At 59.0% G+C, this 13,844-nt stretch carries 12 protein-coding genes; 4 read left to right on the top strand and 8 right to left on the bottom strand.

Features of this window, described 5'->3' with window-relative positions; all coding sequences use genetic code 11:
- Nucleotides 1-51 precede the first annotated feature (51 nt).
- The 4 genes from sufD to HALTADL_RS04770 all read right to left on the bottom strand — a co-directional run bounded on the left by sufD (nt 52) and on the right by HALTADL_RS04770 (nt 6,515).
- Nucleotides 52-1,260 carry a Fe-S cluster assembly protein SufD gene (gene sufD, locus HALTADL_RS04785; protein WP_089671606.1) on the bottom strand — a complete coding sequence of 403 codons (1,209 nt, stop codon included), beginning with the start codon at nt 1,258-1,260 and terminating at the stop codon, nt 52-54.
- Nucleotides 1,257-2,684, bottom strand: coding sequence for a Fe-S cluster assembly protein SufB (sufB, locus tag HALTADL_RS04780; protein WP_089671607.1), 1,428 nt, complete (start codon nt 2,682-2,684; stop codon nt 1,257-1,259). The genes sufD and sufB overlap by 4 nt, the downstream gene beginning before the upstream one ends.
- A gap of 51 nt (nt 2,685-2,735) precedes the next feature.
- Complete coding sequence (locus HALTADL_RS04775) at nt 2,736-3,650, bottom strand: ABC transporter ATP-binding protein (RefSeq protein WP_089671608.1); 915 nt, start codon at nt 3,648-3,650, stop codon at nt 2,736-2,738.
- 135 nt (nt 3,651-3,785) lie between these two features.
- On the bottom strand, nt 3,786-6,515 hold the full coding sequence (locus HALTADL_RS04770) for a DNA-directed DNA polymerase (protein ID WP_089671609.1): 2,730 nt from the start codon (nt 6,513-6,515) through the stop codon (nt 3,786-3,788).
- Between the two features lie 140 nt (nt 6,516-6,655).
- On the opposite strand from HALTADL_RS04770, the gene HALTADL_RS04765 reads away from it, so the two are divergent.
- From HALTADL_RS04765 to HALTADL_RS04755, 3 genes are all read left to right on the top strand, one after another.
- Nucleotides 6,656-6,829, top strand: coding sequence for a DUF7331 family protein (locus HALTADL_RS04765; RefSeq protein ID WP_177171912.1), 174 nt, complete (start codon nt 6,656-6,658; stop codon nt 6,827-6,829).
- 101 nt (nt 6,830-6,930) lie between these two features.
- Nucleotides 6,931-7,350, top strand: coding sequence for a DUF7322 domain-containing protein (locus HALTADL_RS04760; RefSeq protein WP_089671611.1), 420 nt, complete (start codon nt 6,931-6,933; stop codon nt 7,348-7,350).
- A 27-nt stretch (nt 7,351-7,377) separates the two neighbouring features.
- Nucleotides 7,378-7,815, top strand: a complete 438-nt coding sequence (locus HALTADL_RS04755) for a DUF7346 family protein (protein ID WP_089671612.1) — start codon at nt 7,378-7,380, stop codon at nt 7,813-7,815.
- On the opposite strand, the gene rad50 is transcribed toward HALTADL_RS04755, so the two are convergent.
- The 3 genes from rad50 to HALTADL_RS04740 form a co-directional block, all read right to left on the bottom strand.
- On the bottom strand, nt 7,812-10,511 hold the full coding sequence (gene rad50, locus HALTADL_RS04750; RefSeq protein ID WP_089671613.1) for a DNA double-strand break repair ATPase Rad50: 2,700 nt from the start codon (nt 10,509-10,511) through the stop codon (nt 7,812-7,814). The two genes, HALTADL_RS04755 and rad50, sit on opposite strands and share 4 nt — an antisense overlap.
- Entirely contained in the window at nt 10,508-11,749 is a 1,242-nt protein-coding gene (gene mre11 / locus HALTADL_RS04745; protein WP_089671614.1) for a DNA double-strand break repair protein Mre11, read from the bottom strand. Before mre11 ends, rad50 begins: the two co-directional genes overlap by 4 nt.
- 108 nt (nt 11,750-11,857) lie before the next feature.
- Nucleotides 11,858-12,118, bottom strand: a complete 261-nt coding sequence (locus tag HALTADL_RS04740) for a MarR family transcriptional regulator (RefSeq protein WP_089671615.1) — start codon at nt 12,116-12,118, stop codon at nt 11,858-11,860.
- 174 nt (nt 12,119-12,292) lie between these two features.
- On the opposite strand from HALTADL_RS04740, the gene pan1 reads away from it, so the two are divergent.
- Complete coding sequence (gene pan1, locus HALTADL_RS04735) at nt 12,293-13,507, top strand: proteasome-activating nucleotidase Pan1 (RefSeq protein WP_089671616.1); 1,215 nt, start codon at nt 12,293-12,295, stop codon at nt 13,505-13,507.
- 51 nt (nt 13,508-13,558) lie between these two features.
- Here the strand turns inward: pan1 and HALTADL_RS04730 are convergent, their stop codons facing one another.
- Nucleotides 13,559-13,798, bottom strand: a complete 240-nt coding sequence (locus HALTADL_RS04730) for a DUF2061 domain-containing protein (protein WP_089671752.1) — start codon at nt 13,796-13,798, stop codon at nt 13,559-13,561.
- Nucleotides 13,799-13,844 lie beyond the last annotated feature (46 nt).

Below are 13,844 nucleotides of genomic sequence, written 5' to 3'. Positions count from 1 at the left end.
CCAATCTTTTATAAAACGGTAGAACAGCAGAACGGCGGGTCGAGCAGCGCCTCAGTCGAGCCGTGCGATGATGAGGTCCGAGAGATCATCGCGGAAGTCTTCGACGTCGATCTCTTCGAACACCGGCACGAAGAAGCCCTCAACGAGCATGTTGCGGGCCGTGTTGGGGTCGATAGATCGGGAGGTCATATACAGCAAGTCCTCCTGGTCGACCTGCCCCACAGTCGCCGAGTGGCTGGCTTCGGTGTCGTGGTTCTTGATGATCAGCTTTGGCGAGGCGTCGGCTTCCGAATCATCCGACAGCATCAGCGTGTTCTCACGCTGGTAGGAACTCGTGTTCCATGCGCCTTCGCCGACGTCCTGGACACCCTCGTACACCGAGCGTGCGACATCGTCGAGTACACCACGGGTGACGAGGTCAGCGGTCGTGTGTTCGGCACGGTGCCAGACTCGGGCGTTGACGTCGAGGTGCTGGTCTTCGTGGCCGAAGAACGCACCGACGATCTTCGTCTCCGAGCCGTCGCCCTCGAGCTGCGTTTCGACGTCCGAGCGGGTGAGCCGTGAGCCGATGTTGCCCTCGATCCAGTTGGCGTTGGCGTAGGTGTCTGTCACCGCACGCTTGAGCGTGACGTGGTAGGTCTCCTGATCGAGGTTCTGGAGCGAACCGAACTGGACGTAGCTGTTCTCGCCGGCCACGACTTCGACGATATTGCTGAAGTAGCGGTCTCCCTCGACATCCTCGCCTGATTCAATCGACTCTAGGATCGTCGCGGAAGCGGATTTCTCGGTGATGACCAGCGTCTGGCTGAACAGCGACCGGGAGTTCATTTCCGCGCGGATTGTGATATCTTCGGCCTCGACGCCCTCTGGGACGTAGACGACCGTGCCGGTCGTGAACAGGGCTGCCGACAGTGCGGTCAGATAGTTCTCTTCGGGGTCGACAATCGAGCCGAAATGCTCGCGGACGAGCTCTTCGTGCTCGGCAAGTGCGTCGACAAACGAGAGCACGGTTGCGCCCTCGGCTTCGACGCGCTCGGTTTCGTCGGACTGGTCGAGGGGGTCGACCAGCGCTTCGAAGTCGAGGCTTTCGAGATCCGTCCAGCGTCGACCCGGCGTCTTGATGACGTCCGGGAGTTCGAGATCGTCGAGCGCGTCGAGTGCTGCGAGACGCTGTTCGAGGAGCCACTCGGGCTCGTTGCGCTTCTCGGAGATCTCTCGGACCGTTTCCTCGGAGATGGTTGCTGGTACCTGCACGCTCATCCGAGCGAGCCCTCCATTTCGAGTTCCACGAGGCGGTTGAGTTCGACCGCGTACTCGATTGGCAGTTCTTCGGTCAGTGGCTCGATGAAGCCCGAGACGATCATCTGCTTGGCGTCGTCGTCGTCGAGACCCCGGCTCTGGAGGTAGAAGATGTCCTCGTCGCCGATCTTACCGACGGTGGCCTCGTGGGCGACGTCGACTCGGGACTCGTTGATCTCCATATACGGCATCGTATCGGAGGTCGACTCGTTGTCGAACATCAGCGCGTCACACTCGACTGCGGTCGAGGAGTCGTGAGCGCCGTCTGCGATGTGGACCAGTCCACGGTAGTTGGTCCGGCCACCGTCTTTCGAGATCGATTTCGACTCGACTGTCGACTTCGTCTCGGGAGCGTTGTGGTAGACCTTTGCACCGGTGTCGATGTTCTGGCCCTCGCCCGCGAAGGCGATGGTGATGTGGTTGTCCGACGCGCCGCGACCCTTGAGGATCGACGCCGGGTAGAGCATCGTGGCCTTCGAGCCCATCGAGCCCGAAATCCACTCCATGCGGCCGTTCTTCTCGACGATGGCGCGCTTGGTGTTGAGGTTGTAGGTACTCTTCGACCAGTTCTGGACGGTCGAATACTGAACGTGAGCGTCTTCGCCGACGAAGACCTCGACGCCGCCCGAGTGGAGGTTGAACTCGGAGTATTTCGGGGCTGAACAGCCCTCGATGTAGTGAACCTCGGAGCCCTCCTCAGCGATGATGAGCGTGTGTTCGAACTGGCCCATGCCTTCCGAGTTCATTCGGAAGTAGGCCTGAATCGGCATGTCGACCGTCGTGTCTTCTGGAACGTAGACGAACGAGCCGCCCGACCAGATCGCGCCGTGAAGCGCGGCAAACTTGTTGTCGCTCGGTGGGACGCACTTGTTCATGAAGTGCTCGCGGACGATCTCTTCGTGGTCACGGACTGCCTTGTCCATGTCACAGAAGATCACGCCTTTTTCCTCCCACTGCTCCTGCATGTTCTGGTAGACGATTTCGGACTCGTACTGGGCACCAACGCCCGAGAGGGCGTTCTTTTCGGCTTCTGGGATGCCGAGCTTGTCGAAAGTGTCCTTGATGTCGTCCGGCAGGTCCGTCCAGTCGTCGACGCCGCCGCGGACGTCGATGTCAGGTCGGATATACGGAACAATCTCGCTGACATCGACCTCCGAGAGGTCCGGGATCTCGGGCCAGTTGGTCGGCATTGGCATGTTCTGGAAATGCTCGAGGGCGCGAAGGCGGCTCTGGAGCATCCACTCTGGCTCGTCTTTGTCTTCCGAGATGACCCGGACGGTCTCCTCGGTCAGCCCCTTTTCGCTCTTGAAGGCGGATGCTTCCTCCTTCTTGAACTCGAACCGGGACTCAGTGTCTGTCTGTTTGATGTGTTCTTCGGAACTCATGTATGGTGTTTGGTGTTGGTTGCTTATAGTGCTGTGCGTAAACGGCTCTGGTTACGCGGTCTCGTAGACGTCCTCGCGGACCCAGTCGTAGCCCTTGTCTTCGAGTTTCTCGGCCAGCTCGGCACCGCCGCTTTTGGCGATCTTGCCGTCGAGCATGACGTGGACGTGGTCGGGTTCGACGTAGTCGAGGATTCGCTGGTAGTGGGTGATCTGGAGGACACCAGTGCCCTGTTCGTCGCGAAGGGCGTTGATGCCTTTCGAGACGTCCTGCAGGCGGTCGATGTCGAGCCCGGAGTCGATCTCGTCGAGGACCGCAACACAGGGTTCGAGGAGTGCGGCCTGGAGGACCTCGTTCTGCTTTTTCTCGCCGCCGGAGAAGCCGGCGTTGAGATAACGGTGCATGAACTTCTCGTCCATGTCGAGCAGCTCCATCTTCTCCGAGAGGATCTGCTGGAACTCGGCGACGCTGACCGCGCCATCGTCGGCGGGACCTTCCATCGGCGAGGTGTCGTAGCCTTCGTCTTCTTCGTCGGCTGCCTCTTCGTCTTCGTCCTCGAACAGTTCCTCGCGTTCCTCGGCTTTGGCGTTGAGCGCCTGTCGGAGGAAGCTGGTCATGGTGACGCCTTCGATCTCAGCGGGGTACTGGAAGCCGAGGAAGATACCGAGCGCGGCGCGCTCGTTCGGCTCCAGTTCGAGAAGATTCCACGTGAGATCGTCGTCGTCGAGATCCTCATCGATGTCTTCGACGTCCTCGTCGTCGAGGTGAAGGAGGATCTCGCCGTCGGTGACGCGATAGGCGGGATGGCCGGCGATGATTTTGGCCAGCGTCGACTTCCCGGAGCCGTTGGGACCCATCAGCGCGTGGATCTCGTTCGAGTTGACTTCGAGGTCGACGCCCCGAAGAATCGTCTCTCCATCCTCTTCTGCGACTTCTGCGTGTACGTTTTTGATTTCAAGTGTTGCCATTGTTGATTCGTTGCCTCGTATGAGTTACGTGGGAGGTTACGCACATAATGGTTACGCATTCACCCCCCGAAATCTGCTAATGGGGAAAGAAAAATTTCTTAATCGAAAAAGACCGGGCGTATAGTGATGTGATTCCTACCAGTATTGTTCGAGTCCGGTCTGGGTTTGACCCGTTTTAATCTCTTCCCACGACATGTCGAGCGCCTCGATTACGCGTGAAATTGGCCCTTTGAGGGTTTTGTCAAGCATTTTTTCAAGGTCGACTTCGAACTCTTCGGGGAGTTGGTCGGCATACTCGAAGCAGATCACATCCGGATCCCGTTTGAACTCGCCGTAGAGGGGGTCGCGCTGTGGATCGAGCCCGTTCTCGTCTTCCATCCGTCGGAAGAAGGAGGGATGAACATTCTCCAGATACAGTCGCTTGGGTTTCGAACCGCGGTCGAAATTGGTGCCCAACATGAGGTTGGCGTACTGTGCCCCACGAACTTGGGCCGTCGGTGTCTCGTAGGCGTCGAGTCGCTTGCCGATCCCGCCCGGAATCCCGATCTCGTCGACGCTCCGATCATCGTTCAGGAACTCCTCGATAACAGTTGTCAGATAGGTTCTGACTTCTTCGAGATCGTCGTCGATCTCCTCGCCAGTGACAATCGTCTCGATAACGTCTTTTTGGACGCGTTTGGTGATCGGGGCGATATCCGAGCGCTTGTACTCGAAGCCGGTGATGTCGATGTCGTCGACGTCCTTGCCCTCTTTCCAGATAATGTGACCCGCGTATCGCTTCTTGCGACCGGCTTGGAAGAACCGCCGGTAGAGCTTCTCAAACTCGATCTGAAATCGATGGTTGTCTGCGTTGAGTTCTTCGCGCGCGAAGTCGTCATACCGGCCGTTGATGTACTCCTCGATCTCGAAGGATTGGTCGATAGCGTCGGCCTTCTCGATGTCTTGTCCGAGTTCGAGCATTACCGAGTCCGTATCTCCGTATGCGATCTCGTAATCGAGTTCGTTGGCCGCCGTTGCGGTGAAATCGATCACTTCTCGACCTGTGGCGGTGACCGCGGCTGCGCCCTCCTTGTCGTAGAGTCGAAACCGATCCCACCCCGTAACGCCGTAGAGCGAGTTCATGATAACCTTCACAGCGGCCTGCTGGGTGTCGTAAATGGCGTATTCGGAGCTATCAGGACTGTGCTCGTTGCGGAGTTTCTTCTTTTCTTCTCGTTCGGTCAACAGTTCGTCGACCATCTCCCGCATGATCCCGTCGGGCTGCTTGCGGAACCGACTCCCATTGGGCGCACGGTAGGTTTCGCCCTCGAAATCCTCGTCGACCTTGGTCTCTGGGCCTGCGTTGATCGTCACCATACACATCGGGTAGAGTGACTTCAAGTCGAGCACGGTGACGTTTTCTTTGACGCCGGTAATCGGATCGAAAACAGCCCCGCCCTCGAAGTCCTCGGACTCCTGTTTGCCCTTGGTTGGGAGCGCGAACTTGCCGTAGGCCTTGTGAAGGACGTACTGGTCGACTGCATCCCCCGGCGTTGGGGCGTCTTCGATCTTACAGCCGACGAACTTGCGGACCTCGTCCCAGAAGGAAATGAGGCCCTGCTTGGCGTCGATCTCGACACAGAGTTCGACATCTCGAAGGTTGTATTCGAGGAGTCGCGTCGGATCGTCCGTCCAGAGATCGCCGATGTCACCAGCATACCGCTCCTTGCCGATATCGAGTTCTGTCTCACCGACTGCATCGAGTCGATACGAATCGAGTTCGGTGAACTGGGTTCGTTTGTAGCCATACAGCAGGTCGAAGACGACCCGGCCTTTGATGTCGGGACCACCCCAGCCGGATCGCCAGACCTCATTCACGCGGGAGAGCCGGTCGATAGACAGGTCGTGGTCGGTGCCATCATCCAATTCTTCGAGTCGATCTAGGAAGTATGGTGCGTCGAAATCCTCGAAGTTCCAGCCAGTAAGAATGTCTGGGTCAGTAGTCTCGATATAACTAATAAAGGCATCCAGCATCGCCTCTTCGGAGTCGTAGCTGCGGATGTCGACCGAGAGTCCGTCCTTGTATGGCTCGTAGTTCGGGAGTTCTTCGGGAATCTCTCCGTCACCCTCGGGAGCTTCGTAGAGCCATGCCACGTACTCATCGTCGAACGAATCGTAGCTCGTCAGACAGAGGATTGGCTCCTCGCCGTCTTCGGGAAATCCGTTCTTGTCGTAGACCTCGATATCGAAGATATTGACCCGCAGGTCGGTGTCGACCTCGGCGGGGACAACCTCGGTGTGGGGGACCTGAATCGAGCCGCTATCGAGACGGCGTTCGGAGACCCGGACGCCACTGTTGATCGCTTTGTCGATCAAAAACCGATTCGGAAACAGAATGTCGGCCTCGTAGTGGTCGAACTCATCGCGGACCTGCCCTACGTCGCGGGGTGTTCGGCCGATGATTTTGGTCAGTCGCTCGCCACGAATACTTTCGAACGATTCGCCGTCGGCGTCGACCTCGCGACTGTCGACGAGTCCGTCGTAGGCTTCTTCGGGTGGGGATTCGAGGGAGTCCGTTGGCACGTAGAAGTAGGGCTCGAAGCCAAGGACTTGGACGTGTTCGTGGCTACCGTCTGCGCGCCGACCGAAAATGTGGATTACGGGGTACTCCTCGCGGCCACTGCGTTCGATGGTGTAGTCGACCTGTGTCACCATCAGTTCGACTGTCCCGGTCGAATCAGGGAACTGTGCATCCTCGATGTCGACGACCTCGCTCACTCGGCCTCCACCGTTACCCGCGACGACGGCGGCGGCTTCGGCGGCGTCCGAGGCCTCCTCATCGTCGGCTTCGGCAGCTGAGAAAGATGAGAGCTTCGGCTGTGTCATAGCGACTGCTTGGGCCGTCCAAATAAAAAGACCGGCCTTTCGACCCCTCAGCGGAGGGGACACAAAAATAGGGTGTGGTGTGGCAACGATCAGCGCAACAACAAGGTATATACTGTGTCAAACGTTACCATGTAATGATTATGTCCACCCACGTAGACGATACGCAGTGGGATCGTGCGGACGCATCCGAACCAGATGGGATCGCGACCGTCGAGTCGTATGAGGTAGATGGAGGTGTGGTCTTCTACGATGCAGAAAACCCGCTTGCTTGGGTTGAAACGACAGAGGCTGTCACGCTTAGCGAACTCGCCTGAGCCGACGCCAATACTACTCTCTTGGCCACCGCAGTTGGGGGAGATACGGTGGCTAGCGACCAAACGCGAATTCTTTTGCACACTGTAACCGACTACCGAGTGTGCCCGGTGATTCAGCGGATATCGAGGATGACGACGAAAGCCTCGTCGACCGATGGGCCGACGCCGAACAGCCGTTCGGTGATCCCGAGGAATCGGGGCTAATTCCTGAGGTCACCAGCTCCGAGCCGGAAGAACCCGATACTGAACAGCTCAGCCGCGACCTGTCGGATGTCGACGGCGACCTGCTCAATACCTTTTCTGTCTGTGTTCTGCTCACGAATCTCGGTGTGCTGCTTGTCAGCGTTGGTGCCTTACTCGCCGTCTTTCGTGGCCAACTCCAGATCGGTGGTGGACTTGTTGTAATTGGCTTGCTAACGTTGTTCCGGGTCTCCCAACACTACCGATCATACAAGCGCGACCGCGACAGCGCTGATTCAGACGAATCAGCGGATGCGACCGAGTCGGGACACAACCGATAACTCCGTCGAACCCATCTTTCCTACTGAATGCGAACCGTGTCAGATGTCGACGGCAACCGCTATCTGCTCCTGAAGCAGTCTAGCGACGCAAGCCTCGTTCGAGACCCCGAGACGGGCACCGAACAGTACGTCGACAACGGCCAACTCGAATCGCTTGACGGCGAGTCACCACTCGTCACCGCCGCCGCGGCTATTGACTCTTCGGTGCGCCGGCTGCTGACCGCAACCCACAACGACCGCTCGTTGGGACTCCTCGTCGAGTTGGTCGACCGAGGCCCCTGCTCGACAATCGAACTCCTCAACGGCTACGGCCTCTGTGAGAGCGACCTCCACGGCCTACTTACAGAGTTTCGGGCTGCTGGGCTGGTCGAGGAGGCAACCAGCCACGGTGAGCGGGGATACGACGCGACCGACCTCGCCGAGACGGCAGTGAACCGACTTCGGACACCTTCCACAGAGAGTTAGTCGTCGCCTACCTGCCCGAGGATAGCGAGATCAGCCTCATCCGTCTGGCTGACTGTCGACTGATTGGTCGTCGGGTTCTTTTCGACCGTAATCAGTTCGTCGGCCGCACCCACGAGTTCGTCGTCATGACTGACGATGAGGATCTGCCGGACGCCGAAGCCACGCATCTCTTCGACGAGGTCGACCAGTCGACCGACGTGGCCCGAATCGAGGAATACCGTTGGCTCATCCAGAATGAGGGGTGGGGTCGGTGCCGATCCTTCGATCCCCTCGGCGAGAAGTCGATAGATCGCACACCGAAGACTCAGATTGAACAGCGCGCGCTCGCCGCCCGAGAGCTGTTCGGGCTCCAGCGGTTGGTCGTCCTTCTGGTAGACCGTCAGTTCGTACTGGCCATCGAGTTCGATGTGGGAGTAGGCGTCGTTGCCGTAGACGAGATCGAACGTTTCGTTGAGCATTCGTTCGAGGCTCTCGACGTTCCGTCGCCGGAGTTCGGTTCGGAGTTCGCCGTACATCGCTTCTAACTGCTCTGTTTCTTCGTGGACCGATTCGAGCCGGTCGACGCGGTTGCCGATCTCGCTATGTTCCTCGCGGAGGGTTTCGAGCTGTTTGATATCAGCTTTGATGCCGCCGATGGCGTTCTGTAGCTCATCCCGATTTGCTCGAAGCGTAGCCAGCTCGTCGCCGACGTTATCGAGGTAGTTTTCGGCCCGCTGCTTATCAGCACGCGCGTCCTCGACAGTCGACTCGTCGAAGGCTTCCCGGAGTTCGTCTCGTTGGTCACGCTTGTCGGCCAGCCAGTTGCGTCGTTCCTCGTTGCGCTCGGCCAACGATTCGCGTCGCTCGGTAAGTCGGTCAATCGTTGTCGAGAGCTTGTCGATCTCGCTTTGCATCTCAGTGATCGTTTCGAGTCGTTCGATTGCCTCGGTTATCTCGGCACGACGCTCGGTGGCGGCATCGATCTCCTCGCGGGTGTCGACTGCCTCCTCACGTTTCTGTTCGGCTGCCTCTCGCCGTTCAGCAGCCTCCTCGCGCTTCGTCTCGGTTTCGGATCGTTTCTCTTCGGCTGCTTCGCGCTTCTGCTTGGCCGTCTCGCGGTGGGTTTCGATCCGGTCGGCAAGTCGTTCGCGCTCGGTGTTGAGATCCGAGAGTTTCGATTCGGCCTCCACGAGTTCGGTTGCTGTTGCCAGCTGATCGTCGACATCACTCCGTTTCTCCCGGCGTTCCTCGGCCGTTGCTTCGAGGGCTTCGATCCGCTCGCGCTTTTCGTCGATCCCAGTCACGTGCGGCGCGTCTTCGACTGGCTGTCCACAGGTCGGGCAGTTCCCCTCGGCCAGTAGCTCCTCGGCTTCCGACAGCGATTCACGGACGCTGTCGAGAGTGGCGTTGGTTTCGGCGACCCGCTCGCCGAGTTCCTGTCGACGCTCCTGCAGTTGCTTGCGGTGGGCAGTCGCCTCGCCGACTTCGACCGACGTCCCCTCAAATCGAGCGCGGAGCGTCGACTGCTCGTCGGCGAGTTCGTCGCGTTTCGTCTCGGCGTCCTCGGCGGCTGTTTCAGCTTCTTCTGCTTCCGATTCGGCCTCTTCTGCGGCCGTTTCGGCCGTTTCGGCCTGCGTGTCGAGATCGTCGGCTGTCGCTTCGAGATTCTCGGCTTGGTTCTCGAAGCCGGTGGCTTTCACACGGAGATCGGCGATCTCCTCGCCGAGTTCTTCTTGGCGGTCGACTACCGTCGCTTTTCGGTCAGCAATCGCCTCGGCTGAGGCCGTCGCGAGTTCAGTCTCGGCGACGTGGTCGGTGAGATCTAATTCGAGTTCCTCACGTTTTTGACGTGCCTCACGACGCTCGGTGCCGAGATCCTCTTTGGTCGAGGCCGCCCGGCTGATCTCGGCTTCCATTTCCTCTATTTCGGCCGCCAGTTCTTCGATCTCGGCCTGATGGTCTTCATACTCCGAGAGCACGTCTTCGGCGTCTTCGAGCGTCGACTCGGCCTCGGACTGCTGGTCTTCGTAGTGGCTGATTTTGTCTTCAATCTCAGTACGGTCGGTTTCACGCTCGTTGAGTCGACTGTGGAGGTTCTGTGACTCCTTGTCCTCGATTTGGTCCGTAATCGTCTCCAGCGAACCGCGGGCGGCAGTCAACACGTCCTCGACACCGAGTCGCGCCTGTCCGGCCCGGTCGCGGTAGGTTTCGAGCATTCCCAACTGGAGCAGGTCGTCGATCATATCTTGCCGCTGCTGAGGCGTGGCGTTAATCAGTTTATTAACCTCGCCCTGCCGGACATAGGCGCAGTTGACGAACGCCTCGGCATCCATCCGCAGCAAGTCGGTAACGAAGTTCCGGACTGCACGCGCGCCGTCCCGAGAGATGGGTTCACCGCTCCCATCGTCTCCTTCGAGCACACATTTGCTCGTGGAGACGCGCTCGCCACTCCGGCGGAGTTGCCGCTCGATACTGTAGTCGACGCCTTCGTGGGTGAACCACAGCTCAATCGAGGCGTCGTCTTCGCCGTTCCGAATGATATCGCCGAGCGTGCCGGGGAGGGCTTTCGAGCCATAGAGGGCGAAAAAACAGGCCTCAAGCAGCGAGGATTTCCCGCTTCCATTGAGGCCATGGATCACGGTCACGCCGTCCCGAAACCCGACGTCGACGTCACCGTACGGTTTGAAGTTCGAGAGCCGGAGTCGCGTGAATCTCATTGGAGATCCTCCAAGGAGAGCTGTCCGTCGGTGGCAGGATCCGAGCCGTCGGTCTGATCTTCGGCGGTATCTGTCTCGGGCTGCTCGTCTGCTGGCTCGTCTGCTGTCGACTCGTCGTCGGTCGGCTCATCATCAAATGCACCATCAACGAGCTGTTCGACCTGCTTTCGGACGTTACTGTCGGCGATTTTGCTCGCTCGTACTGTCTCGTCGATGCCAAGGGCGGTCGACGAGAGCCCGAGGTCGCGGACCTTCTCGTCGACTGCCGCATCCGGATCGGCGAAACTCACCGAGAGTTCGGTTTCGGTTTCGATCTCTCGGCGGTCGGTGACGCGGGCGATCAGCGCGCCGCGGTCGAGGGCGAACTCCTCGATGCTTGCGGGTGTGACCTGCTCGCCGTCCCCGAGTAGTTCGACACTAACTACCGCATCCGTGAGCTCGTGTTGGCGGACTTGCTCGCGAACACGACTGCTTCCTTCCCCTTCGGCGAGGTCGACGCTCACGAAGACGAACGGGCGTGTCGACAGTGAGCGTTGGCGGATGTCGACGCCTGCGGTCCCGGCCATCTCAGCGTCGAACTCGACGACATTGTATCCTCGTCCATCGCGTTCGCTCGCGCTTGCGCGCTCGGTCGACCCACAGTAGGTCACCCACGTCCCGTCGACCTGTTCGACGCCTGCCTCGTGGTTGTCGCCGAGGAGGACCGCGTTGAACTCGATATTTGATTCCTTGAGCACGGTTTCGGTCTCCCAGTTGGCGTGGGCAAACGGCGTAAAGAGGCCGTGGCTGACGAGGATTGATTTGGACGTGTCGTCGCTCGGTGGTGTGAACTCGTAGTCCAGATCCTCACGCCGGGAGACGGGCACGTGGTCGAGACCATAGATCGCAACCGAGTCGACCACGACTGGATCGGGACCGAGACGGGTCGCCAGCCCCATTTGCTCGAAGAGATCCAACCACTGGCCGCCGCGTGTCGACTCGTGGTTGCCGACGACCGCGAGAAACGGGATGTCGGCTTCTGCCAAGCGGCGGAGCGCGGTGAGCGTGCCCAGCAAGTCGGGGAGTTCGGGGCGGCGGTCGTGGAACAGATCCCCGGCGTGGATCACCGCCGCGACATCCATCTCGATAGCGTCGTCGATCACCGCCTCGAAAGCGTCCAGAAAGTCCTGTCGACGCGCCGCCGAATGGTACTGTTGGTAGCCGATATGGGTGTCGCCGGTGTGTATCACCCGTGTCATTGGGCGTCTGTTGTTGCTCGTGTGGTATATCGGTTCCGTGGCTGATCGAGTGTTACGAACAGACCGAAAATAGAGTCAGTGTACTGCAGATCGAACGCAGAAACCGAACTATATTTTGAGACTGTAAAGCCGCTTGCGGGCATCGGAGAAGGAAAACCGGGAGTCGACCACGTCGGCGTCTTCGAGTCGACTCAGTGCGTAGCGCACCGTCCGTGGCGGCAGAAGCGTCTCGTCGGCGAGTTCGCTCTGGGTGAGCGTGTCGTTGTACTCTAATACCTTTGCGACGAGCTTTGCGCTCGGCGGCAGATCACGGACATCAGCCCAACGGTCCACTGATTCGTCGGCGGAAACAGTCTCTGGCGTGCTCATGGATACGCCTAGTCTCGAATGCTGTATGATAATACTTGGTATTAAGCGCTATTACCTTTGGACATGGTGTAACTCCTGATGAATGTGCTGTGAAAATGTATTTCTAATATATCACGCGTGGCGACACAGGCCACGACCCGAAACCTCTTATTAATCACCGCCTTAGTGCCGTCGATGACTGACACCGTGGACGACGTCGAACTACCCTATGAGGAGACGGCGTCCCGACAAGACAAGATCGAGGCCCTGCAGGAACGCCTTGGCGTTATTGAGTCCCAAAACGAGGAGATGCGGGACAAACTACTCGACGCCAACGCGGAGAACAACAAGTACAAACAGAAATTAGAGCGACTGACCCACGAGAACAAGAAGCTCAAGCAGTCGCCGCTGTTCGTCGCCACCGTCCAAGAGATCTCCGACGAGGGCGTCATCATCAAACAGCACGGCAACAATCAGGAGGCCCTCACCGAGGTCACCTCCGAGATGCGCGAGGATCTCGAACCCGACTCCCGTGTCGCGGTTAACAACTCGCTGTCTATCGTCAAGCAACTTGACAACGAAACTGACGTGCGGGCCCGCGTGATGCAGGTCGACCACAGCCCCGACGTCACCTATGAGGATATCGGCGGGCTCGACGACCAGCTCCAAGAGGTCAGAGAGACCGTCGAGATGCCGCTCGATAGGCCAGAAATGTTCGAAGAGGTCGGCATCAACCCACCGTCGGGTGTCCTGCTCTACGGCCCACCCGGAACCGGCAAGACGATGCTCGCCAAGGCGGTCGCCAACCAGACCAACGCCTCGTTCATCAAGATGGCTGGCTCCGAGCTGGTCCACAAGTTCATCGGTGAGGGCGCGAAGCTCGTCCGAGACCTCTTCGAGGTCGCCCGCGAGAACGAGCCTGCGGTGATCTTCATCGACGAGATCGACGCCATCGCCTCCAAGCGAACCGACTCGAAGACCTCCGGCGATGCCGAGGTCCAGCGAACGATGATGCAGCTACTCTCGGAGATGGACGGTTTCGACGAGCGTGGTGATATCCGCATCATCGCCGCGACCAACCGCTTCGATATGCTCGACGAGGCCATCCTTCGCCCGGGCCGGTTCGACCGCCTCATCGAGGTGCCGAAACCCGAAGCCGACGGTCGAGAGATCATCTTCAAGATCCACACCCGGAACATGAACGTCTCCGACGACGTCGACTTCCACGAACTCGCCGAGACAGCCGTCGACGCCTCGGGTGCCGACATCAAGGCCGTCTGTACGGAGGCCGGGATGTTTGCGATCCGTGACGACCGAACCGAGGTCTACCGTCAGGACTTCGTCGACGCTTGGGAGAAGATCCGACTCGACAACGACGAGGACGTTGGCAGCTCCTTGGCCTTCGCCTAACGCCCAGTCGCCTCGATTTTCCGTCTTTTTGACACCGATAGCGGTGGCCTCTCAGTTCGGCTGTGTGAGACCCCACGTGATGTGGTCCCACGTTCGCTCGTAGACGTAGTAAGTCACTGTTTTGAGCAGGTTCGACACGAGCCCAATGCTAAGTGCAGCCCCAACGTTGCCCACAACAGCCCACGCGACGACGACTGTAATCACGATCATAAAGAACCGATAACAGAGCGTTTTGACGATGGCGCGTTTCCGCTCTTGGATGGTCGACCGCGACAGCACGTCCTCGAACATACGGTAGCTACCGGGCAACAGCATATAAGTAACTGTTAACTCTGTC

This window comes from Halohasta litchfieldiae (assembly GCF_002788215.1).
GTDB classification, from domain to species: domain Archaea; phylum Halobacteriota; class Halobacteria; order Halobacteriales; family Haloferacaceae; genus Halohasta; species Halohasta litchfieldiae.
The sequence above is the reverse complement of the archived record's forward strand: the minus strand, read 5'-3'. Positions and strand labels throughout refer to the sequence as shown.